We start from the raw sequence: 21,626 nt of genomic DNA, 5'->3' as shown, positions 1-21,626 counted from the left end.
GTGACGCGACGATCCAGACGTAGAAATCACAGCTCTGCGACAGATGTGTAACAGTGGCGTCCGTGGCCCGTTCCGACGGAGAACGACATTGCGTCAAATTTGGATTATAGGATTGAAATAAATAAGGATATTCCAGAATACGTAACGCAATATTGACCCGTTGCGGCCCGTCGGCGGAGTGCCGGATACAGCCATTGCGCCTATCCGATATCGATGCCGCGATGCCTGGTTCCGGATGTGGAATTGATCGGTTTGCGCAGTTCGGAGCGGCGAACGACCAGTTTCGAACGAAGTCTATGCCACGTTCCAAATTTGCAATGTTTGTTCCATTATGATGGTTGCGCCCCGGGTCAGGTCCGGGGCGCAACGGCGGGCGGAAGCGTGGCGCACGGCCCTAGATGCGGGCAGCGAGTTCCTCGAGCTGGGCGGCGCACATGCCCCAGCCTTCGTGAAAACCCATTTGCTTGTGGGTGGCGGCATCCTCGGGGGTCCAGTGGCGGGCGATGGCGGTGTAGCGCGTCTTGCCTTCGCCGGCATCCGCGAAGGTCAGGATGGCGGTGAAGAAAGGCTTGGCCGAGGGCGCCCAATCGCCGGTAAAGGCATCGGTGAAGACCAGCTTCTCGTTGGGCACGATTTCCAGATACTGGCCCGCATTGGGATATTCGGTGCCGTTCTCGTCGGCCATGGTCATGACATTGCCGCCGCCGGGGCGCAGGTCCATCTCGACCTTGGGTGTGGTCCAGGGCCTGGGCGCGAACCACTGCTTGATGAGATCAGGCTGGGTCCAGCACTGAAACACCTTGCCGCGCGGGGCATTGAGCACCCGGGTCAGCACGAGGTCGCGATCGGTATCCTGGGTGGGTAGGGTATTGGTCATTTGCAGTCCTCCTTGATTGGCAGTTTCGCTGAGGCGACGAGCGAGCGGACCGGCTTTCGACATTGCGGCGGCGATTTTTCATGCTGCGGCGATGTCCCCGCTTGGCAGGCAGGCCCGGACGATGTTTGCTGTAGCCAGCCAAGGAGATGTGCCATGACCGACCCATTGCTCCCGATCACCGCTCCGCAAAGCCGCGCCGGCCGAGCCCTGGTCGGCTGGTCGATCTCCGGGCTGGCCGAGGCGACCAACGTGCCGGCCAGCGAAATCGAGCGCTTCGAGGCCGAAACGCTGCTTCCCGACGCCAATTGCCAGCGGGCGATCCGCACGGCGCTGGAAGAGGCCGGCGTGCTGTTCCTGCCCGAACAGGGTGGAACGGGTGTCGGCGTGCGGCTCAAATTCCCGCGCCAGACCGTCAAGCGCCTCCAGACCTGGGAAGGCGAAGGCGGCACCACCGGCGAAGACGACATTCACTGACCGACCGACACTGAAAGCCCGAAATGCCCCTGTCCCGACAGCCCCTCGAACAGGGCTGGACCCTGAATTGCGCCCGCCCGGTTGGCGCGCCGACCCTGCCGGACGCCATTCCGGCCACGGTGCCCGGCACGGTCCATACCGACCTGCTGGCGGCGCGACTGATCCCCGACCCCTATCTCGACCTCAACGAAATCGCGGTCGATTGGGTGGGCCGCTGCGACTGGCGCTATGAGCTCGATTTCGACTGGCACGACGATGGCGCGGCCAATGTCGACCTGGTCTGCCCCGGCCTCGATACGTTCGCGCAGATCGTGCTCAATGGCGCCATTGTCGGCGAAATCGCCAATATGAACCGGGAGTACCGGTTCGATGTCCGGGGCCTGCTGCGCGAGGGCGCCAACAGGCTGACCGTGCTGTTCGAATCGGCCTGGACGCGCGGCGCGGCACTGGCCGCCCAATACGAGCCACGCCCCAACAACTATCCCGGCCCGGCCAACCTGATGCGCAAGATGGCCTGCAATTTCGGCTGGGACTGGGGTCCGACGCTGGTCACGGCGGGAATCTGGAAGCCGATTCGGCTCGAAAGCTGGGCCAGGGCCCGCATTGCCGGCATGCGCCCGGAAGTGACGCTTGAGGGCGCTGACGGCCGGGTGCGGGTGCATGTTGTGGTGGAGGGCGGCGAGGGGCTGACGCTGCGCGCCAGCGTGGCCGGCGTGATCGTTGAATTGCCAGTGGGGGAGGTGCTCGATCTTGCCGTGCCCGGCCCGGCCATTTGGTGGCCGCATGGGCTGGGCAGCCAGCCGCTCTACGATCTGGTTGTGGAACTGTTGGATGAAGCGGGCGCCGTAACCGATTCCTGGGGCAGGAAAATCGGCTTCCGCTCGTTGCGGCTCGATACATCGAAAGACGACAGAGGCACCGCCTTCACCTTCATCATCAATGACGTGTCTGTCTATATCTGCGGCGCCAACTGGATCCCCGACGATTGCTTCCTGCCGCGGGTAACGCCGGAGCGCTATGCCGCCCGGATCGCGCAGGCCAAGGCGGCCAATATCAACATGCTGCGCGTCTGGGGCGGCGGCATCTATGAAACCGACGCCTTCTACGACGCCTGCGACGAGGCCGGCATGCTGGTCTGGCAGGATTTTTTGTTCGCCTGCGCAGCCTATCCCGAGGAGGGTGACCTTCCCGATGAGATCGAGGCCGAAGCGCGCGACAACATCGTCCGCCTCATGCCTCATCCCTCCTTGGTGCTGTGGAACGGCAACAACGAGAATATCTGGGGCTGGTTCGACTGGGGCTGGCAAGGCGTGCTCGAAGGCCGCAGTTGGGGCAAGGGATATTATCTCGACCTACTGCCGCGCCTGGTGACAGACCTCGATCCGACACGGCCCTATTGGGCCGGCAGCCCCTATTCCGGCGCGATGGACATTCATCCCAACGATCCGGCGCATGGCTGTTCCCATGTCTGGGATGTGTGGAACGACGTCGGCTACGAGCATTATGCCGGCAGCGTGCCCCGCTTCTGTTCTGAATTCGGCTGGCAGGCGCCGCCCACCTGGGCGACGCTGGCCCAATCGGTGCATGACCAGCCGATGACGCCGACCTCGCCCGGTGTCTGGCACCACCAGAAGGCGACCATAGGCAATGACAAGCTGCTGCGCGGCCTGGCCGGGCATCTGCCGCTGCCCGCCAATATGGACGACTGGCACTATGCCACCCAGCTCAACCAGGCCCGCGCCATCCGCTTCGGCGTGGAACACTGGCGCAGCCATCGCGGCATCAATATGGGCGCCATCGTCTGGCAGTTGAACGACTGCTGGCCGGTGACCTCATGGGCCGCGGTCGATGGCTACGGCCGCCTCAAGCCGCTCTGGTATGCCCTGCGGGCGGCCTATCATCCGCATCTGCTGACCATCCAGAAGCGCGATGACGGCCTGCAGGTCTTCGCGGTCAACGAGCGGACTTTGTTCTGGCGTGGTCCGGTGACGGTGAAGCGCGTCCGCTTCGACGGTACGGTTCTGGCCGAATGGACCCATTGGCGCCTCTGCGCCGACCGGCTGGATATCGCATCGCTGGCTATCCCGGCCGATGTGGCGGTGCCCGACAATCCGCGGGACGAAATGCTGGTGGCGACCATGCACGACAGCGTGGCGCACTATTATTTCAACGAGGATATAGACCTCGACCTGCCCGAGCCGCTGGCCGACATCGCCGTGGCACGGGATGGCGGGGAGTGGCTGGTGACAGTGACAGCGCGCAGCCTGCTCAAGGAGTTGTGCCTGTTTGTCGACCGTATTCATCCCGATGCCAGCGTGGACGAGATGCTGGTGACGCTGCTGCCGGGGGAGAGCAGGGTGTTCCGGTTGAGTTGTGCGGTGGAACTGGATGGGGAAATGCTGGCGGCGAGCCCGGTTTTCCGGTGTGCCAATCAGCTTAAATAGTGGCACGCCCTCGTGGTTCGAGGGTCGCTACGCTCCCGCCTCACCATGAGGGCTACTGCTGGAGCCGAGTTGGAAGTAGCCCTCATGGCGAGGTGTGCTTCTTCAGCGCCTCGAACCACGAGGGCGTGGCAAGATCACCGCCCCAGCGCCTTTAGCGCCGGCCGCAGCCGGCCTTCATTCGCGGCCAGCAAGTGCTCCGCGCTGGTTACGCCATCGGCCCCGGCCGCCAGCAGGATCGCCGTTTTCACCGCGCCGCCGGCCTGTTCCAGCGCGGCGGCGGCCTCGTCCTCGGGCACCTGGCTTACGGCCATGACGATGCGCCTCGCCCGGCCGCGCAGCTTCATGTTGTCGGCGATCAGGCTCACCATATAGCCGTCATGCACATGGCCGAGATGGATGGCCATCATGGTGGAGAGCATGTTGAGCGCGATCTTCTGGGCGGTGCCTGCGCCCATGCGAGTCGAGCCCGCAATCACTTCGGGCGGCGTCGGCAGGCAGATGGCGACGTCGACGCGATCGAATATGGGTGCGCCGCTGTTGTTGCTGATGCCGATGGTTCTGGCGCCCGCGGCACGGGCCGCTTCCACGGCGGCCATGGGATAGGGCGTATAGCCGCTGGCCGTGAGGGCGATGATGCAATCGCCCGGCCCGACATGGGCCGCCGCGATCTCGGCGCGGGCCGCATCGGCATCGTCCTCCGGGCCGCCCACCATGTCGGTAAGGCCCGCAATGCCGCCGGCCAGCAGGACCTTGATGCGGTCGCGGGACAAGCCATAGGTGCCGGGCAATTCGAGCGCATCGGCCAGCGCCATCAACCCGGAACTGCCCGCCGCGACATAGACCAGCCTTCCACCGCCAGCGAGGCAATCGGCGGCAAGCCGGGCCGCTTCGGCAATATCGGGTACCGCCTGCTGCACCGCGGCGGCGGCTTCGGCCTGCGCGGATGCGAGAATCGCCAGCGCATCCTGTGGGGGCAGCGTATCGAAGCCCCTGGCGCTTGCATGGGTCATCTCGGTTTGGGTTGCGCTCATACCGGTCTCCAGTTGCCGCAATAATGCCAAAAAAATACCACTTGTCTATATGACGGCCGGAATCGGGCATCTCGACCAGAGCATTGTCCGCCAAAACCCCAATTGCGCCAGAACCATGCCTAGATTGTGCAGAAATGCGATTTGGGGCTTGGTAAATGGTATTTTATTGGTATTATCACGCCGGGGGGATGCGTGGCTGGTCAAACGACGGATTTTTAGTGATATGCAACGCGATGACGGGCGCCACAAGGCGAGGGGGAAATAGTGACCGACGTGTCGAACAGTTTCTTTGCCGATGGCCCCGTGGTGCTGCAATCGGGTGGGCCGCTCTATCTCCAGCTCAAGCGCTGGATCGAGGATGCCATCCATAGCGGCGCCATCAATCCCGGCGACGCGCTGCCCTCGGAGCGGGATCTGGCCACCAAGGTCGACGTCTCGCGCGTGACCGTGCGCAAGGCGGTGCTGCAACTGGTCAAGGACGGCGTGCTGGTGCAGCGGCACGGCTCAGGCACCTTCGTCGCGCCGCAGACCCAGCGCGTGGAACAGTCGCTGTCGCAACTCACCTCCTTCACCGAAGATATGGCGCGGCGCGGCATGGCGGTGCGGGCCGAATGGCTCGATCGCGGGCTTTACCTGCCCTCGCCGGAAGAAACCGTGATCCTGGGTCTTTCCTCGGGCGAGCAGGTGGCGCGCATTTCGCGCCTGCGCCTGACCGGCGATACGCCGCTGGCCATCGAGCGCGCCAGCCTCTCGGCGCGGGTGCTGCCCGATCCGGCCAGTATCGGCGACAGCCTCTACAAGCATCTCGACAAATCCGGCAACCGGCCGATCCGTGCCATCCAGCGCATCCGCGCCGCCAACCTGGATGATGAGGATGCCCATCTGCTGCAGGTGCCGTCCGGCTCGGCCGGGCTCAATATCGAGCGCACCTCCTACCTCGCCTCCGGGCGGGTCATCGAATTCACCCGCTCCATTTATCGGGGCGACACCTATGACTTCGTCGCCGAACTGCGGATCGGCGATTCTCCAGTATCCGGAGGCTCCAAGACGTGACTTTGTCGAACCAGACCCATATGCGAAATGAAGTCGAGGCCATTCCCGGCGTCGTTGCCGGTTTCCTCGAGCAAAGCGGGCCGGTGCTCGATGCAGCGGCAGCCGCCTTGCGCGAGCGCAATCCCGTGCTGGTCGCAACGGTCGCCCGCGGTTCGTCCGACCACGCCTGTTCCTACCTCAAATATGCCATCGAGCTGACTCTGGGCCTTCCGGTGGCCTCCATCGGCCCCTCCGTCGCCTCCATCTATGGCAAGGATCTGAAACTCGCGTCCGCCGCGACCATCGCCATTTCCCAGTCGGGCAAGTCGCCCGATATTGTTGGCATGACCCAGTCGGCCCGGCGCTCGGGGGCTGCCACCATCGCCATCACCAACACGGCAGGCTCGCCCTTGGCCGAGGCGGCCGATTTCACCATCGACCTGCATGCCGGGTTGGAAAAATCCGTCGCCGCCACCAAGACCTTCGTGACTTCGGTGGTGGCCGGATTGTCGCTGATAGCCCGCTGGAGCGGCGACGATGCGCTCAATGCCGCGGTGAATGCGCTGCCCGAATCCCTCGCCAGGGCCGTCGCCTGCGACTGGTCCGAGATGATCGGGGCGCTCGACGGCCATAATGCGCTTTATGTGCTCGGCCGCGGTCCCGGCTTCGCCATCGCCAACGAGGCGGCGCTCAAGTTCAAGGAAACCTGCAACATCCAGGCCGAATCCTATAGCGCCGCCGAAGTGATGCACGGCCCGGTCGCCATCGTGACCGAGGGCTATCCCGTGCTGGGCCTCGCCGCGCGCGATGCGGCCGAAGCCTCGGTGGCCGACATGGCGCACAAGCTGGCCGGGCAGGGTGCGCTGGCCTTCCTCACCAGCAGCCGTCCCGGCGCCGCCAGGGCCTTGCCCTTCGCCGCAACCGGCCACCCGATCACCGATCCGCTGGCACTCATCGTCTCCTTCTATGGCTTCGTCGAAGCACTGTCGCGCCATCGCGGCCTCAATCCCGACGTGCCGCCTGCGCTCAAGAAGGTCACGGAAACGATATGAGCGACCTCAGCGCCATTTCAGGCGCCCGCATTTTCGACGGCCATCGCTGGCATGACGATGCCGCGCTGCTGGTGGAGTTCGGCCATGTCTCGGGCATCGTCGCGGCGAGCGCGGTTCCCACCAACGCCGAGCGTGTTGGCCTCGATGGCGGAATGCTGGTGCCCGGCTTCATCGACCTGCAGGTCAATGGCGGCGGCGGCGTGCTGTTCAACAACGATCCGAGCGTGGACGCCATCCGCACCATCTGCGCCGCCCATGCCCAGTTCGGCACCACGGCTTTGCTGCCGACGCTGATCACCGATACGGTCGCGGTCAATGTCGCGGCGATGGCCGCCGGCAAGGCGGCGGCCGAGCAGGGTGTGCCCGGCTTCATCGGCCTGCACCTGGAGGGGCCGCATCTTTCGCTGGCCCGCAAGGGCACGCATGATCCCGCGCTGATCCGCCCGATGGATGGAGACGACCTGGCCCGGCTCATCGCGGCACGCGCCGACCTGCCCAACCTGCTCTGCACTGTCGCGGCCGAAACCGTCACTCCCGGCCAGATCGCGGCCCTCGCCGCGGCCGGCATCATTGTCAGCCTCGGCCATTCCGAGGCCGATGCGACCACGGCTGGCGCCGCCTTTGCCGCCGGCGCCAGCATGGCAACGCATCTGTTCAACGCCATGAGCCAACTCGGCAACCGCGAGCCGGGGGTGGTTGGCGCGGTGCTGACGACGGAGGGCGTCAATGCGGGCCTCATCGCCGATGGCATCCATGTCCATCCGGCTTCCATACAGATCGCGCTGCGCGCCAAATCGGGCGGAGGGCATATCTTTCTCGTCACCGACGCCATGTCGCAGACCGGCACCGATCTCAAGACGCTCACCCTCAACGGCCGCACCATCACCCGCGCCGACGGCGCGCTGCGCCTCGCCGACGGGACGCTGGCCGGCGCCGACCTCGACATGATCGACGCTGTTGCCTTCATGCACCGCAGGATCGGCCTGCCCTTCGAGGAAGCGGTGCGCATGGCCTCGCTCTACCCCGCGGAGGCCATGGGCATTGAAGGGGAGTTCGGACATTTGCGGCCAGGCGCTGTGGCAAGCTTCGTGCATCTGTCGGATGCGCGGCAGGTGCGGGCGACCTGGATTGCGGGCGCGGAGGTGTGGAGCGCCAGAACTAGGGCCAATGCCGGTCACTCAGGCTGAGCCGAAAACGGTGAACTCCGAGAACCGGCGCGCAACGTACATCAGTACGTGAGCACCGGAAGCGGAGGAGATCGCCGTTTGCAGGCCAGCATCAGTGAATGGCGGCCGCCCTAGCCTCGCCCGATATAGGGCATGGTCGTCGCCATCACCGTCATGAACTGCACATTGGCCGAGAGCGGCAGCCCGGCCATGTAGAGCAGGGCATCGACCACATGCTTCACGTCGAATGTCGGCTCCGGCATCATCGTGCCATTGGCCTGCAGCGCGCCGCTGCTCATGCGGCTGGTCATGTCGGTGGCCGTATTGCCGATATCGATCTGCCCGCAGGCGATGCTGAAAGCCCGCCCGTCCAGCGAGATCGACCGGGTCAGCCCGCTGATCGCATGCTTGGTCGCCGTATAAGGCGCGGCGCCCGGCCTGGGCACCTGGGCCGAAATCGAGCCATTGTTGATGATGCGGCCACCCTGCGGATGCTGGTCGCGCATGGCGCGGAAGGCCTCGCGCGCCACGTAGAAGGCGCCGTTGAGATTGGTGTCGACCATCTCCCGCCAGGTGACGACGTCGATATCGCCGAACGAGGTGGCCGGCGCGGAGCGGCCGGCATTGTTGAAGACCACGTCGACCCGGCCATAGGCCTCTCTGACCCCGGTGAAGAAATGCGCCACCGCCGCCGGGTCGGTCACGTCGCATTCGCCCCAGTGGCCCCCGGTCTCGGCCGCGACCGCACGCAGCGCCTCGGCGCGTCGCCCGCATAGGGCCACGTCATACCCTGCGGCGGCGAATCCGAGAGCCGCCGCCCGGCCGATGCCGGAGCTTCCTCCGGTGATAACCGCAACCTTGTTCTGCCTCTGCATGTTCGCTCCAATTGTGGCAGGGCGGATTCGCCTGCCCCCTTGATTCCGGATTTCCGGCACTATCTCGCCGCATCGCCGCTACGTCCATGGCAGGTCCGATCGCACCATATGAACGCGTGTCAGGCCGCAAAAAACGGCGTCGCGGTCTACAAGTCCCTCAAAACAAGGCAATTTTAACGGTTCGTTTAACCGGGTTAACAGGTCGTTTCCATCTGTGTGCTGAATCTGCAACATCCGGTTCCCAACCATGTTGCGCGCCCGGCAAAACGGCTTTTGCGCGATTGCGTCATTTTCCGTCATGCGTAGAGTGGGTCTTGCGAATCCATGCATGGGATCGTTTGTCGGTCGCAGCGCGACGGCAACACACTGCACCACGAATAGTGTGGTCGCGTTACGACAAACCGCCGGGCAACCGGCACAAGAATGACTGACTTTGGAGGTCAACTAATGAAACTCAAGAGCCTTATCCTCGGTTCTGTTGCTGCCGCCGGTCTCTCGACCGCTGGCTTCGCTGCCGATCTGGGCGTCCTCACCTCGCTCGACGTTTGCGACGAGCTGGGCCTGTCGGGCCTGACGATCTCGTCCGACACCAACTGCCTGCAGATCTCGGGCAAGGTGACGTATGAATTCAACTGGGGCAACTACGACGGCAAGCAGGCTATCGCCACCACGCAGTTCGGCGTCCGTAACATCGACGTCCCGAGCGCCCTGGCTCCCGCTTCCGACAACGATTGGGCTTCCAAGGTCGAGACCTGGCTGAAGTTCGTCGGCACCGCCAGCAGCGACTTCGGTCCTGCCAGCACCACGATCGTTCTGCGCCAGCGCGACTACACCAAGGTCGAAAACGCCATCGTCGGCGTTGATGGCGACGCGCACGCTCTCCGCTTCCAGGAAGCCTGGGTGTCGGTTGGCGACAGCACCGTTCTCGCCGCTGGTAAGAAGGGTTCGATCTTCAACGACGGCGACGACGAGCCGTTCAACTTCACCGGCCTGTTCATCTCGTCGGCTGTTGACGCTGGCGTCTCCAAGGGTGCCCCGAAGACTGGTGGCCACGTCATCCAGCTCTGGAGCAACGTTGGCGAAGGCCTGATCGCCAAGATCGGTCTTGAAGCCCTCGACCTGACCGGCTCCACCGCCGGTACCCTGGTCGGCGTTCTCGATTATTCGGGTTCGGGCATCACTGCTCACATCAGCGGCGCCGTTGGCGGCCTGCTCGATGGCGTTCAGACCACCGACGACAACTATGCGATCCACGCCGGCTTCACCGGCACGTTCGACCAGTTCAAGCTCCGCGCTGCTCTGGGTGCCGGCGGCGCATACGCTCCGGGCGGCAACTCGTCCTACTGGAACGCCCTGGTTACCGGCGAAGCCAAGTTCGACATGTTCAAGGTCGCCCTGTCGGGTGAAGCTTCTGGTGGCGTTGCTGCCGGCGGCGGTGCTCTCGACACCGACTACGGCTTCGGCGCATCGTTCGGTGCCACCGTTGCTGACGGCATCGAAATCAACATCGGCGGTCGTTACTTCAACGACGGTACCGCTGGCGTTGCCGATGGCTACCAGATCGCTGCTCAGTTGATCGCTTCGCTCACCGAAACCGTCAAGCTGACCACCGAAATCGGCGTCTATGGCCTGACCCCGGCTCCGGCCGCTCCGGCCTTCTCGTCGGACTTCTACGGCAAGGCCGAACTGGCCTGGACCCCGGGCGGCGGCTTCTCGTCGTCGGTTGGCGCCACCGTTCAGCAGAACGGCGCTTACAAGGTCACCTTCAAGGCTGCCAAGGCCTTCCAGTAATCCTCGGATTACTCTGGCTTACGGAAAGGCCCGGCTCACGCCGGGCCTTTCTGCTTTTGGGTGGCGGGGGTTTCCGCCCCTCGATCATCGTCCCGGGCTTGACCTGAAAGCCCTGCAGTTGCGCTGCAAGACATCCGTATTCCCCGTATGTTGTGCGCTATTGGCTATTCGCTAATCACCGAATCCACTAGCCTTGCACCTCGATTGCGGACTTTCACTGGAACGGGAATGATCAGGGACCTCCTCAAGTGGGTCGTGCCGGGACTTGCCACAGTCCTGGGCGGCACGACTTTGTGCCTGGCGATGACATCGACTTATATTGCCGATGACCTGGCGCAGCGCAGCGCTGCGGCCATGGCCGCCGGCGGCTATGATTGGGCCGAATTATCGCTCGATGCCCGCGATCTGAAATTGATGGGCACCACCACCGATCAGGTGCGCCTCCACTCCGCGGTGGCGCGGCTTTCCGCGCTTGCCGGCGTCCGCTCGGTCACATCGGAGGTGACACTGGCGCCGATGGCGCGACCCTATGCGCTGGTGGCGAGTATCGACCAGGGTGTTCTCGACCTTTCGGGCGCCGTGCCGGATGACACGACACGGCAGCGCCTGTTGACGCTTGCGGGGCTGGAGCAGGCCGGCCTGGACCTGCGGTCGGGCATGCCGGATCGCCGCATCTGGGTGTCCGGGGCCGAATTTGCCATCGACCAGCTGCAATATTTCGACCAGGGCGAAGCCGTGCTGTCCGACCTGACGGTCAGCCTTGATGGCCGGGCCAAGTCCGAGCGCGCTTTTCGCGACCTGCTGATCGTCATGCGCGCGGGGGCTCCGGCGGGCGTCACCCTGGGCGACGTCAATATCGTCCCGGCGCTGGTGTCGCCCTATCGGTGGAATGCCAGCTTCGATGGCAAGCGCATCGATATTTCCGGCTTCGTGCCCGATGACGCCCTGGCCGAGCGCTACCGCACGGCTGATGTTGCCGGCGCGCAGGTCGCCACCGGATTGGCGCTGGGATCGGGCGAACCCACTGGTTTTGCTGACCTTTCCCAAAGCCTTATCGAGCAGCTGGCACGTCTCGAATATGGCACGGCCAGTATCACCGACGGCCAGAGCACCCTTGCCGGGGCACCTGCGACGCTCGAGATCGCGCAGGGCATCGTCGATACGCTGGAACCATCGGGAACCATCGTGGTGCTCGAACCGCCGCGGATCGACGATTACTGGATGAGCGCGACGCGCCAGGCCGGCGGCGTCGTGGTGTTCGACGGCTATGTGCCCGACGAAGCCACGCGCGAGGCTTTCGGCCAGCGCGACGGCGCCGATACCAGCTACCTCAAGCTGGGCCGGGGCACGCCCGAGCGCTACCGGTCGGGCGCCGATTTCGGCCTCGACGCGCTCGAACTGATGAGCGAAGGGCGCATCGCCCTGCGCGACAATGTGCTGACCCTTGCCGGCACGGCCCGGTCCGGCGCCGACTATGATGCGCTGCTGGCCATGGTGGCGGCGGGGGCTCCGCAGGGCCTGGTGCTGGCGCGGGCCGAAATTCTGGCCCCGCGCGCCAGTGCCTACCAATGGACCGCGACCAAGGATGCGGCCGCCATCGCCCTTTCCGGCCTTGTTCCCAATGCCGCTGATGAGGCGGCATTGCTCGCTATTGCGGGAGCAGGCGCAATGGAATCAATGACTTACGCCTCCGGCGAGCCGAACGGCTTCGTGGCGTCTGCCGAAACCGCCATTGGCCTGCTGCACTGGCTGCGCGACGGCAGCGTGGCCTATGACGGCCTGGGCTGGACGGTGACCGGCACGGCCAATTCGGCGATCGACAAAGGCGCCATCGAGGCCGATTTCGTCGCGCGGCAATTGGCTTCTGCCGGCTGGTCCATGGCAGTCGCCCAGCCGCCGCCAGACGTTCCGCAGATCGCGCCCTATACCTGGTCGGCCACGCGGACGGGCGATGGCGTCAGCCTGATGGGGCATGTGCCCAGCCAGAGCTTCAAGAGCTATCTCGCTGTTCACGCAGGCGAATCCGTTGCCGATGCCACCGAACTGGGCCTGGGCGCGCCGGACGATTTCGTGGCCGCAGCCACGGCCGGGCTCGACGCGGTACTGGCGCTTGAAGAAGGCGAAATCGGCTTCGACGGCTCGGGCTGGTCGCTCAGTGGCCGCGCCGCGTCGGAGGCCCAGCGCGATGCTGTGCTGGCGGCGCTGGCCGCCGCAACCGACAGCAGCGGCTGGTCCGTCGCCATCACGGCGCCGGCGCCCGAGCCGGTGGCCACCACATCTTATATATGGTCGGCGACCAAGGCGGCCGACGGCGCGATGACCTTCACCGGTCGCGTGCCGGTCCGGTCGCTGCAGCGATTTCTGGTGGTGCGGGCAGGGGGCGAAGTCAGCGACGAGACGACCATCGACCCCACGGCGCCGCCGGGATTTGCCGATGACCTGCTGGCCGCCCTCGGCGCGCTGGCGGCCCTTTCCGACGGCAGCGTGAGCTTCGACGGCGCAGCCTGGACGGTCAGCGGCACGCTGGCCGGCCCCGATGCCGCGGCTGCGATCGATGCCGCCATTGCCGCGGCGACCACGCCGCCCGCGGGCTGGACCCTCGCGCTGACCGCGCCCGAACCTGCTGTCGCGCCGACGGCAGAGGCGGTCGTTGAACCCGAACCTGCCGTAGCGCCTGAGCCTGCCGTGGAACCCGAACCCGCTGCGGAGCCCGAACCAGTGGCGGTAAATCCGGACTACGCCTTCTCGGTGCGTCGCGCTGCGGATGCCGTCATTCTGAGCGGGCAGGTGCCGTCCGACCCGGCTTTGCGCTACTTTGCCGCCATCAGCGATGGCGATGTCGCGGCGCTTTCGGTGGCCGATGGTGCGCCCGAGACCTTCCTTCCCAGTGCCGAAACTGGCCTGCGGGCATTGTTATACCTCTCCGAAGGGCAGCTCGACTTCACCAGAGGCCAATGGTCCCTGCGGGGCGTCGCCGCCGATGCCGGTGCGCGCGAGGCGGTGCTGGCGGCGATTGCTGCCGATCCGGGCGAGGCGGTCTGGACGACCGCTATCGACCTGCCGCCGCCACCCCCTGAGCCTGCGCCGCCCCCGCCGGCGGAACCGGTTGAGCCGATTTCGGTCGATATATCGGCCTGCGCTGCGCCCATCGCCGAGTTCTCGGCCCGCAATTCCATCCTGTTCCAGTCGGGAGCGGCCCTGATCGCCGCCGGGTCCGATGCGGCGCTGGATGAACTGGTGCTGGATCTGAAAGCCTGTCCCGATGCGGTTGTGCATATCGAGGGCCATACCGACGCCGATGGCGACGAGGCCCTCAACCTGGCGCTGTCGGTGGCGCGCGCCGAGGCCGTGGTCAATGCGCTGGTATCGCGCGGTGTCACGCCGGCGCGGCTCTATGCGGTCGGCTATGGCGAAACCGCACCCATTGCGGACAATGATACGGCGCAGGGGAAACGGCTCAACCGGCGCATCGTGGTGACTGTGCAGCCGGAGCATTATTGACGCGGCGGAGGCGATGACCTGGAATTCGCTGTTCTATCTGCTGGGTGTTTACTGGCCCTATCTGGCGGGGGCGGGGCTCATCGGCCTTGTCGTCGGCTGGCGCAGCTTTGCGCCACCAAAGTCGTGAGGCCAGCGTGACCAACCTGGCCCATATCGTCGAAACAGGACTGCTGCTGCTGGCAGCCTATTTGTTCGGCTGCATGGCCGGCTATGCCACCCGCCGCATACTCCATGCCGCACGCGGCACGCGGCGGGTCGTGCCTGCCCTCGAGGCTGTTGCCGCTCCGCCCGAGCCCCGGCGCTCGCGCAGCCCGGCGGCGCGCCTTGCCGCCAGCGTCGAGGACTTGCCGGTCAGGCCGCCGCCACCACCCGCCAGACCCATGCAGCCGGCAGCGGCCATTGCCCGGAAAGCGGCGCCTGAAAAACCTGCCATCAAGCCACCGGCCACGCCGCGCGGCAAGACGAAGTCGGCCGATCCTAAGCCTGCGACCCTGACCGCTCCACGCAGTGGGGGCGCGGACAATCTCAAGCAGATCAAGGGAATCGGCCCGAAAATTGAAGCATCGCTTCATGCCTTGGGTGTTTTCCACATCGATCAGATCGCCGGTTGGAGCAAGGCCAATATCGACTGGGTCGAGGCGCAACTGGCCTTCAAGGGCCGCATCCGCCGCGAGCGCTGGGTAGAGCAGGCCGTGGACCTCGGCAAGGTCGGGGTCAGCGCCTAGAGTCACCCGTTAGGTCAGAGGAGATCGGCCTTCTACGCTGCCCGTCCCAGCGCCCGCGCGCTGGTCTGCAGGACGAACTCGGCCACTGCCTCGATTTCCTCGCGCTGGTCGAACAGAGCCGGGGAGCCCTGGCCGGCAATGGTGAGGGCCACCGCATCGGGGCGGCGGCGGGTCATTTCGTCGAAGGTTTCGCGCCGCAGCTGATCGGTCAGCTGCGTGCGCAGCAGCATCAGCGGTGCGCAGGTCAGCGCGTCGAACATCGGCCATTGCGCCATAAGCACATCGTCGAAATTGATGCTCGCCAGCGCGTCGATCAGTCGCTGGTCATAGAGCGGGCGGGCACGGCCGCGCCGGTCGATGAAATGGTTGCGGCCGATCAGGGTGTCGAGCCGGTCATCGGGCAGGCCCGGATAATCTCCGCCCAGGATGCGCCGGAAGCCTGCTGTCACCGCCTTGGCGCCGCGCAGCGCCTCGACATGCGCCAGGTTACTGCGCAGCCGCACGATGCCGCGCGAATCCGTCACCGGCCCGGAATCGAGCAGTATAGTGCCGACGATCAGCAGCGGGTGTCGCGCCGCCAGCGTCATGGCGACCTGACCGCCATGCCCCTGGCCCAGCACGATGACCCGCCCAATCCCCAAAGCCGCCAGCACTGAAGCCACATCGACTGCATCGGCCAGCGAGCCATAGTCACCGGACCTTTTCCGGTCATCGGCGCGGCCACGTCCCGGCAGATCGAGCAGCACCACCGGCCAGTCCCCGCCGCCCACCCGGCGGAAATAGGCCGCGAATTCGGTGAAGTCGCTCATATTGCGCTGGTAGCCCGGAATGCAGATCACCGGCAGCCGCCGGCCCGACAATTGCCCGGACACATGCACGGCGGCACGAACGCCCCCGGCAAGCACCACATGGGTCGCGGGCAGGGGCGCGAAGGCGGGGTGATCGGTTGGGACGGTGCGCGGCATGGTCGCCATTTAGGGGCAGGCACCGCGATATCTCAAGCGCTTTTGGGACAGGATTCTGAGCAGAGCAGCTTGTTGGCATGCAGAGTTTCTGGCTTTTGCCCTCCCTCCCCCTTGAGGGGAGGGCCGGGGAGGGGGTGGTTCCGTGGTCCACCGATGGACCCCCTCCCTCGATCCCTCTCCTAAAGGGGGAGGGAGGGCAAAGGGCACACCTCTCCAAGGTTGGGCAACCCGCTATTCGGGATCGGTTTTGAACAGGCCTACCGTATCGTCCGCAAGGCCTGCTGCAGCGTCACCGGGCTGTCGCCCAGCCGCTGGCGATAGACCAGGTAATTGCCCAGCACCCGCTTCACATAGGTTCGCGTCTCCTGGAACGGGATCAGCTCGACCCAGATCACCGGATCGACATTGTCGGCACGCGGATCGCCATAGGCGTTGATCCATTTGTCGGCATTGCCCGGCCCGGCATTATAGGCCGCTGCCGCCAGCACCAGCGAGCCGTCATAACGGTCGAGCTGTGCGCCGAGATAGGTCGAGCCCAGCAGCGCATTATAGGCGCCATCGCTCACCAGCCTGCTGGCCGAATAGTCGACGCCCACCTTGCGCGCCACATCCTGCGCCGTACCCGGCATCAGCTGCATCAGCCCACGAGCTCCGGCTGAGGAGACGGCATCGACCTGGAACATCGATTCCTGTCGGGCGATGGCATAGACGGCGGCCCGGTCGGCCGCCAGTTGCGCGTCGGAGGGCAATCCGTCCTTGGGGAAGCTGAACAGGTCGAGCGGTGTGCCGCGCTGATCGGCGGTGTTGGCAATGGCGATAGCCACATGTTGCGCGCCGATTTCCTGCGCCAGCCGCGCCGCCAGCAGCATGTCCCCGCCAGCACTCAGCCCGTTGCTGAAATTGCGCAGCAGCGGCACCGCCATGCCGGCCTGGCCATTGGCCGTGAGCAGACGAACCGCCCGCACGATGGGGTTGCCGTCGAACAGCGCCTGGCTCTGCCGCCAGTCGGGCAGGGGGCGGAGATCGACGGCCGCCCGGCCCAGTTCGGCTCGCGCCAGTTGGCCATAATAGACATTGCCATACTGCGCTGCCGCCTCGAAGGCGGCGTGCGCCGCTGCGGTGTCGCCCAGCTTGATATTGGCCCGCGCCAGCCAGTAATTGGCCTGGGTCACGCTGTCCGGCAGGGTCGAAAGCGCGGCCATGGCGGTGAAATGCGCCTTGGCGCCGCCGGCATCGTCGAGGAAGGACAGGGCGATCCAGCCGGCGTGGAAATGGGCCTCCACCAGCCGTCCCTCGGGCCCCTTGTTGTAGTCGGCCGCTGCGCGATAGGCGAGGCCCGGCTGGCCGATATCGAGCAGCTTGCGCAGCAGCGTCCGCCGCTCATACCACCACTCTTCGGCATCGGGCACCGCATCCGGCGCCCTGGCCAGCCAGTCCACCGCGCTCTCCCACAATTCAAACTGCCGCGCCCGCTGCGCACGCGAGAAGATGAAGACCGGGTTGGCCTGCATGGCGGGATCGACCTTGTCGAGCAGCGCCTTGGCATCGGCATCGTTGCGCGACACCGCCGCCCGCGCCACCACCAGCGACTTCTGCGCCTCGGAGAGATAGGGCAGCAATCGCTCGCTGCCCCGCGCCCGGTCGTGCATCATCAGGTGCATGGCCCGCGCCCAATGGGCATCGCGATCAAAGAGACTGCCCAACTTGTCGATGACCGTGGCTTCCTGCGTCTCGGTGAGGAAATTGTCGATCCACAGGCTCCTGGCGATGCTGGTGGCGCGGCTGGTTTCGCCCTGCGCCAGATAGGCTTCTGCCAGCATGATCTGCCCGTCGATCGTATTGGGCATGGCGCCGCCCAGGGCCGCCACGACATCGGCCGCGCCAGGCTCGGCCCTGGCCAGCGATTGCTCGATCCGGGTGCGATAGATGCTGGCGGGGGCAAAATCCGGCGCGTCGGCGGCAAAGCTCTGGATGGAAGGGTAGTCGATCTTGCCGGCATTGAAATAGATCGCGGCCCACTGGATCGTCCGGCGCTCGACATCGTCGGGCAGGCGGCGCGCCTGCGCATAGGCCGCCACCGGATCGCCGCCCAGCAACACATCGAGCGCGGCGCGGAACGCAGCCGACCCCCTTGCATCACCCGCCGGGGTGCCGGCATCGACCCGCACCGAACCGGTGATGGTCCTGTCGATCCCGTCATTGGCCTTCGCTAGGAAGAGGGGGGCAAAGCTCGCCAGACCCAAAACCGCCGCGATGAGGCCGGCGCTGAACTGCCGCTTCATCTGGTGTCCTGCCGGTACGCAATACGTTTCCAGCAAGGAGCCCCCATCCTTGCGGTTAACCCATCCTTACCCCATTCGGGTAAACACCGGGTTGCCGCGCCGACGATCCCTGCTGGCCGCCGCCAACGAAAACGTTGTCGTGGCAGCCAAGTGAAAGTATGGTGCGCCACGCAAAGCCGGCCGCCACCAAGGCCGTCCCTACCATCCCGCCACGGCTGAACTGTGGCACCCAAAACCAAGGACATCTCGACAAATGCTGCGAGGATCGATTACGGCGCTCATCACTCCCATGCGTAACGGGAATGTCGATGAGAAAGCCTTCGCCAGCTTTGTCGATTGGCAGATTGCCGAGGGCACGCATGGCCTGGTGCCGGTCGGCACCACGGGCGAAAGCCCCACCGTCAGCCACGAAGAACACCGCCGCGTGGTGGAAATCGCCATCGAGGTCGCCAACAAGCGCGTGCCGGTGATTGCCGGGGCGGGGTCCAATTCCACTGCCGAGGCCGTGGAATTGGCCAGGTTCGCCGAAAAGGCCGGTGCCGACGCCGTGCTTTCCATCGTGCCCTATTACAACAAGCCCAACCAGGAGGGCATGTTCCAGCATTTCTCCGCGGTGGCCAGGGCGGTGGGCATCCCGGTCATCCTCTACAGCGTCCCCGGCCGCACCGTGGTCGATCTCACCATCGATACCATCGCCCGCCTGCGCGACGCCCATGCCAATATTATCGGCGTCAAGGACGCGACGGCCGATCTGGGCCGGGCGAGCCTGCAGCGCGACAAGCTGGGTAAGGATTTCATTCTGCTCTCGGGCGAGGACATTACCGCGCTTGCCTTCAACGCCCATGGCGGCCATGGCTGCATTTCGGTCACCTCCAACATCGCGCCGCGCCTGTGCTCGCAGATGCAGGAATTGTCGCTTGCGGGGGACTTCAAGGGCGCGCTGCTTGTGCAGGACAAGCTGGTGCACCTGCACAAGAACCTGTTCATGGAGCCCAATCCGACCGCGGTGAAATATGCCGCCAGCCGCCTCAACCGCTGCGCCAACGAGTTGCGCCTGCCGCTGGTGCCGGTTGCCAGGGAAACCGAACAGGCCGTGGACTTTGCAATGCGGCATGCCGGATTGCTGTAGAACGCCCGTATCCTTGTTCCACGGGGTCATTCCCGCGAAAGCGGGAATCTCCCTTGCCGGATGAAGTGAGATTCCCGCTTTCGCGGGAATGACTCGGGTGAAGGGGGAGTGAGACAGTGGTAAATTGCAGCGGCGGCGACTAGATAACGGATATGGCCCCCAAGAACGACAAAGCGAAGAACGGCATCATCAGCCACGGTCTCGTGGCTGAAAACCGCCGATCGCGCTATGACTACGAGATCGGCGAGACTATGGAGGCGGGCCTGGTGCTGACCGGCACCGAGGTCAAGTCGTTGCGTCTCGGCAAGGCGCAGATCACCGAATCCTACGCCTCCCCCGAACGGGGCGAGCTGTGGCTCATCAATGCACATATCCCCGAATATCTGCAGGCCAACCGCTTCAACCACGAAGAACGCCGCCCGCGCAAACTCCTGGTATCGAAGAAACAACTGGCCCATCTCGACCAGGAAGTCGCTCGCGCCGGCAATACCATCGTGCCGCTGAAACTGTTCTTCAACGACCAGGGCCGCGCCAAGGTGCTGATCGGCGTCGGCAAGGGTAAGAAGAACTACGACAAGCGCGCCACCGAGCGCGACCGCGACTGGAACCGCGACAAATCCCGCATCATGAAGGAAGGCGGGCGGGGCTAGTGCCACGCCCTCGTGGTTCGAGGCGCTGAAGAAGCGCACCTCACCATGAGGGCTGATGATACATCGAGTTCCCAGTAGCCCTCATGGTGAGGTGCGAGCGTAGCGAGCCTCGAACCACGAGGGCGTGGCACGGGCGGAGCCCTATTCCTCGACCGGCGCCACCACCGGCCGCGTGCTCGGTGGCCTTCCCACCGTCTTGGCCAGGTCCGCCACATCGATGAAGAAATCCGCCTGCCGCCGCAGGTCGTCCGAGATCATCGGCGTCGCGCTGGTGAGCGTCGAGACCACCGTCACCCGCTTGCCCTTGCGCTGCAGGGCCGCCACCAGGGCGGTGAAATCCCCGTCGCCGGAAAACAACACCATGTGATCGTAGAACGGCGCCAGTTCCAGGGCATCGATACACAGCTCGATGTCCATGTTGCCTTTCACCTTGCGCCGCCCCGCGGCATCGGTGAACTCCTTGGCCGGCTTGGTAACCACGGTGAAGCCATTATAGTCCAGCCAGTCGATCAGCGGGCGGATGGACGAATATTCCTGGTCCTCGATCAGCGCGGTGTAATAGTTGGCGCGCAGCAGATAGGCGCGGCCATTGAACTCGGCCAGCAGGCGCCGGTAGTCGATATCGACGCCGATGGCCTTGGACGTGGCGTAGAGATTGGCGCCATCAATGAACAGAACGATCTTTTCCCGGGGGTCGATGGGCATCGCAATCTCCAGATTAGCGGAATATCCGCCCAAAGCCTGTGCCGCCGACGCGGCTAAAAGTATGACTTAAATTCCGCCGAGAACATTATATTAACTTCGCTATTCGCATGTTTTCTTGTTTCCGACAAGACTTCTGCGCTCTCACGATTTTGCATGGCCAATGCGCATCTGATGGGGCAGGGCAACCTTGTGCCATCAGGATCACTGGTGTATGGGAACCGTTCATCCTCACAAGTTTGGAGACGTTCGTGGCCCGCGTCACCGTTGAAGACTGCATCGAAAAGATCGACAACCGCTTCGATCTCGTTCTCATGGCGGCACACCGCGCGCGCATGATTTCGTCTGGCGCCCAGATCACCGTGCCCCGCGACAACGACAAGAATCCCGTTGTTGCCCTGCGTGAAATCGGCGACGGCGCCATCTCGCCGGAAGACCTGCGCGAAGACCTGATCCATTCGCTGCAGAAATATGTCGAAGTCGACGAGCCCGAAAGCCATGCCGCTCCGCTGATCGAAAGCGCCGGCGACGACGATTCGATCAATTTCGACACGATCAGCGAAGAAGAGCTGCTGCGCGGCATCGAAAGCCTGGCCCCGCCGGAACGCCGCGACGACTGATCTGTCGGTCGTGACTGCATTCAGCACCCTCGGCGCGAGCCGGGGGTGTTTTGTTTGCTCTTACGCAACGCTTTGCTCGATGTCATTCCGGCGAAGGCCGGAATCCATCTTGAGATAACCGAACTGGCGACGCATGTGGAACGACCTCAGGATGGATCCCGGCCTTCGCCGGGATGACACTGTGGTTGTGGGGGGCGCATTGCTCGACGGGCGCAGGGTTACTCCGATCTTCCCCTCCCTCGCTGACTCAGATACTCAAACCGTCACGCTTCCCATTTTCCTTCAAAACGCTAAGCTCTTTCCTTCGAGC

General features: G+C 64.8%; 17 protein-coding genes. 11 read left to right on the top strand and 6 right to left on the bottom strand.

Translation table 11 applies throughout. The features are described from left to right. Positions 1-394: 394 nt before the first annotated feature. Positions 395-877, bottom strand: a complete 483-nt coding sequence (locus tag ASD04_RS03585; protein ID WP_056252559.1) for an SRPBCC family protein — start codon at positions 875-877, stop codon at positions 395-397. A gap of 153 nt (positions 878-1,030) precedes the next feature. Between ASD04_RS03585 and ASD04_RS03580 the strand changes: the two genes are divergently transcribed. Next, entirely contained in the window at positions 1,031-1,351 is a 321-nt protein-coding gene (locus ASD04_RS03580; RefSeq protein ID WP_056252555.1) for a hypothetical protein, read from the top strand. Positions 1,352-1,374: 23 nt separating this feature from the next. Next, complete coding sequence (locus ASD04_RS03575; RefSeq protein WP_056252554.1) at positions 1,375-3,795, top strand: beta-mannosidase; 2,421 nt, start codon at positions 1,375-1,377, stop codon at positions 3,793-3,795. Between the two features lie 134 nt (positions 3,796-3,929). On the opposite strand, the gene ASD04_RS03570 is transcribed toward ASD04_RS03575, so the two are convergent. Next, positions 3,930-4,826, bottom strand: coding sequence for an N-acetylmuramic acid 6-phosphate etherase (locus tag ASD04_RS03570; protein WP_056252551.1), 897 nt, complete (start codon positions 4,824-4,826; stop codon positions 3,930-3,932). A 264-nt stretch (positions 4,827-5,090) separates the two neighbouring features. On the opposite strand from ASD04_RS03570, the gene ASD04_RS03565 reads away from it, so the two are divergent. The 3 genes from ASD04_RS03565 to nagA are packed head-to-tail and all read left to right on the top strand — an operon-like array spanning position 5,091 to position 8,097. Continuing rightward, positions 5,091-5,879 (top strand): GntR family transcriptional regulator, encoded by a 789-nt coding sequence (locus tag ASD04_RS03565; RefSeq protein WP_056252548.1) that lies wholly within the window; start codon positions 5,091-5,093, stop codon positions 5,877-5,879. A 20-nt stretch (positions 5,880-5,899) separates the two neighbouring features. Beyond that, positions 5,900-6,910 carry an SIS domain-containing protein gene (locus tag ASD04_RS03560; protein WP_056252878.1) on the top strand — a complete coding sequence of 337 codons (1,011 nt, stop codon included), beginning with the start codon at positions 5,900-5,902 and terminating at the stop codon, positions 6,908-6,910. Further along, positions 6,907-8,097: an N-acetylglucosamine-6-phosphate deacetylase gene (nagA, locus tag ASD04_RS03555; protein ID WP_056252540.1), complete on the top strand. Its 1,191-nt coding sequence runs from the start codon at positions 6,907-6,909 to the stop codon at positions 8,095-8,097. The genes ASD04_RS03560 and nagA overlap by 4 nt, the downstream gene beginning before the upstream one ends. A 110-nt stretch (positions 8,098-8,207) precedes the next feature. Here the strand turns inward: nagA and ASD04_RS03550 are convergent, their stop codons facing one another. After that, positions 8,208-8,951: an SDR family NAD(P)-dependent oxidoreductase gene (locus ASD04_RS03550; protein ID WP_056252538.1), complete on the bottom strand. Its 744-nt coding sequence runs from the start codon at positions 8,949-8,951 to the stop codon at positions 8,208-8,210. Positions 8,952-9,398: 447 nt separating this feature from the next. Here ASD04_RS03550 and ASD04_RS03545 point away from each other — a divergent pair, with 447 nt between their 5' ends. The 3 genes from ASD04_RS03545 to ASD04_RS03535 all read left to right on the top strand — a co-directional run bounded on the left by ASD04_RS03545 (position 9,399) and on the right by ASD04_RS03535 (position 14,968). Beyond that, positions 9,399-10,742 carry a hypothetical protein gene (locus tag ASD04_RS03545; RefSeq protein ID WP_056252535.1) on the top strand — a complete coding sequence of 448 codons (1,344 nt, stop codon included), beginning with the start codon at positions 9,399-9,401 and terminating at the stop codon, positions 10,740-10,742. Positions 10,743-10,970: 228 nt separating this feature from the next. Then, positions 10,971-14,243: an OmpA family protein gene (locus ASD04_RS03540; RefSeq protein WP_056252531.1), complete on the top strand. Its 3,273-nt coding sequence runs from the start codon at positions 10,971-10,973 to the stop codon at positions 14,241-14,243. A 134-nt stretch (positions 14,244-14,377) separates the two neighbouring features. Then, positions 14,378-14,968, top strand: coding sequence for a hypothetical protein (locus tag ASD04_RS03535; protein WP_056252528.1), 591 nt, complete (start codon positions 14,378-14,380; stop codon positions 14,966-14,968). Between the two features lie 32 nt (positions 14,969-15,000). On the opposite strand, the gene ASD04_RS03530 is transcribed toward ASD04_RS03535, so the two are convergent. Both ASD04_RS03530 and ASD04_RS03525 read right to left on the bottom strand, forming a co-directional pair. Then, the gene (locus ASD04_RS03530) at positions 15,001-15,933 is read right to left on the bottom strand and encodes an alpha/beta hydrolase (protein ID WP_162245098.1); all 933 of its coding nucleotides are present in this window, start codon (positions 15,931-15,933) and stop codon (positions 15,001-15,003) included. A gap of 257 nt (positions 15,934-16,190) precedes the next feature. Continuing rightward, positions 16,191-18,215, bottom strand: a complete 2,025-nt coding sequence (locus ASD04_RS03525; protein ID WP_056252524.1) for a lytic transglycosylase domain-containing protein — start codon at positions 18,213-18,215, stop codon at positions 16,191-16,193. A gap of 253 nt (positions 18,216-18,468) precedes the next feature. On the opposite strand from ASD04_RS03525, the gene dapA reads away from it, so the two are divergent. Both dapA and smpB read left to right on the top strand, forming a co-directional pair. Further along, positions 18,469-19,344: a 4-hydroxy-tetrahydrodipicolinate synthase gene (dapA, locus tag ASD04_RS03520; RefSeq protein WP_056252522.1), complete on the top strand. Its 876-nt coding sequence runs from the start codon at positions 18,469-18,471 to the stop codon at positions 19,342-19,344. 152 nt (positions 19,345-19,496) lie between these two features. Continuing rightward, positions 19,497-19,994 carry an SsrA-binding protein SmpB gene (gene smpB, locus ASD04_RS03515; protein WP_056252519.1) on the top strand — a complete coding sequence of 166 codons (498 nt, stop codon included), beginning with the start codon at positions 19,497-19,499 and terminating at the stop codon, positions 19,992-19,994. A 141-nt stretch (positions 19,995-20,135) separates the two neighbouring features. Here smpB and ASD04_RS03510 read toward each other — a convergent pair whose 3' ends face one another. Next, positions 20,136-20,699, bottom strand: a complete 564-nt coding sequence (locus tag ASD04_RS03510; RefSeq protein ID WP_056252516.1) for an NYN domain-containing protein — start codon at positions 20,697-20,699, stop codon at positions 20,136-20,138. A gap of 248 nt (positions 20,700-20,947) precedes the next feature. On the opposite strand from ASD04_RS03510, the gene rpoZ reads away from it, so the two are divergent. After that, positions 20,948-21,316: a DNA-directed RNA polymerase subunit omega gene (gene rpoZ, locus ASD04_RS03505; RefSeq protein WP_056252514.1), complete on the top strand. Its 369-nt coding sequence runs from the start codon at positions 20,948-20,950 to the stop codon at positions 21,314-21,316. Positions 21,317-21,626: the final 310 nt, after the last annotated feature.

Origin of the sequence: Devosia sp. Root436, from assembly GCF_001426345.1 — a bacterium.
Lineage (GTDB): Bacteria > Pseudomonadota > Alphaproteobacteria > Rhizobiales > Devosiaceae > Devosia.
Note: the sequence above shows the minus strand (reverse complement) of the source record. Positions and strands in the feature narration are given on the sequence as shown.

Excerpts from the sequence above, each read along its gene's own strand:
- nagA (WP_056252540.1), top strand. The coding sequence starts at position 6,907 with ATGAGCGACCTCAGCGCCATTTCAGGCGCCCGCATTTTCGACGGCCAT.
- ASD04_RS03570 (WP_056252551.1), bottom strand. The coding sequence starts at position 4,826 with ATGAGCGCAACCCAAACCGAGATGACCCATGCAAGCGCCAGGGGCTTC.
- ASD04_RS03530 (WP_162245098.1), bottom strand. The coding sequence starts at position 15,933 with ATGCCGCGCACCGTCCCAACCGATCACCCCGCCTTCGCGCCCCTGCCC.
- ASD04_RS03580 (WP_056252555.1), top strand. The coding sequence starts at position 1,031 with ATGACCGACCCATTGCTCCCGATCACCGCTCCGCAAAGCCGCGCCGGC.
- ASD04_RS03545 (WP_056252535.1), top strand. The coding sequence starts at position 9,399 with ATGAAACTCAAGAGCCTTATCCTCGGTTCTGTTGCTGCCGCCGGTCTC.
- ASD04_RS03510 (WP_056252516.1), bottom strand. The coding sequence starts at position 20,699 with ATGCCCATCGACCCCCGGGAAAAGATCGTTCTGTTCATTGATGGCGCC.
- ASD04_RS03550 (WP_056252538.1), bottom strand. The coding sequence starts at position 8,951 with ATGCAGAGGCAGAACAAGGTTGCGGTTATCACCGGAGGAAGCTCCGGC.
- ASD04_RS03560 (WP_056252878.1), top strand. The coding sequence starts at position 5,900 with ATGCGAAATGAAGTCGAGGCCATTCCCGGCGTCGTTGCCGGTTTCCTC.
- ASD04_RS03575 (WP_056252554.1), top strand. The coding sequence starts at position 1,375 with ATGCCCCTGTCCCGACAGCCCCTCGAACAGGGCTGGACCCTGAATTGC.
- ASD04_RS03540 (WP_056252531.1), top strand. The coding sequence starts at position 10,971 with ATGATCAGGGACCTCCTCAAGTGGGTCGTGCCGGGACTTGCCACAGTC.
- ASD04_RS03585 (WP_056252559.1), bottom strand. The coding sequence starts at position 877 with ATGACCAATACCCTACCCACCCAGGATACCGATCGCGACCTCGTGCTG.
- dapA (WP_056252522.1), top strand. The coding sequence starts at position 18,469 with ATGCTGCGAGGATCGATTACGGCGCTCATCACTCCCATGCGTAACGGG.
- ASD04_RS03525 (WP_056252524.1), bottom strand. The coding sequence starts at position 18,215 with ATGAAGCGGCAGTTCAGCGCCGGCCTCATCGCGGCGGTTTTGGGTCTG.
- smpB (WP_056252519.1), top strand. The coding sequence starts at position 19,497 with ATGGCCCCCAAGAACGACAAAGCGAAGAACGGCATCATCAGCCACGGT.